The 626-nt window shown below is 46.0% G+C and carries 1 protein-coding gene; it reads right to left on the minus strand.

The features are described from left to right. A partial coding sequence (locus tag R7Z47_RS25490; RefSeq protein ID WP_318130846.1) for an ImpA family metalloprotease occupies positions 1-626 on the minus strand: 626 nt, incomplete at both ends.

Consider the following 626-nt stretch of genomic DNA (forward strand, 5'->3'; position numbering starts at 1 on the left):
ATTTCCGCAGGGGTAGACCACATTTCATCGTTGACCGACTCTAACATCTTGTCACGCTTTGAGTGCACTTCAAACCCAGGGGTGATCAGCTCGGCCCAATCAAACAAATTGGCTTCTAGCTGCTGAATAAAGGTGTCGTTGTCCTTCTCACTTCTCCATACAGGATGCTGTGCCACATGGTTAAATCTCAGTTCAACCGGAATATCATTTTTGTCAAAGTGAACCTGTACTGGGCCGCCATAAGGAGAAGTCAGCGTGATGGTTTCACCCGCTTTGACTTCGTAAGCAAATGAAGTCAGCAGTTTAGGTCGAGTATAACCGTCTTTACTGAACTCATGGGTCGCTCCACTTCTTAAGCTATTGATGACAATTTTTGTGGTCACATCATTGTTGTCTTTACGCGTTACCGTGAAAGTCTCACCTGGCAGCGCATACACTCCTGCCGAACGGAAGTTGCGTTTAGACTCCATATTCACCGTAGTATCAATTCTCTTTACATCGGCCCCAAATTCACTGCGGCTGAAGTTTCCCATATTTGGTTGTTTTGGGTTGATGCGACGACTGTTGTATTGAACGTAGTCCGCGAAGTACGATTTCAAAAACTCAGTCGTCCCCGTAGACTGCTT

The sequence above is a fragment of the Vibrio sp. 1641 genome (genome assembly GCF_033339995.1).
Classification (GTDB): Bacteria; Pseudomonadota; Gammaproteobacteria; order Enterobacterales; family Vibrionaceae; genus Vibrio; species Vibrio alginolyticus.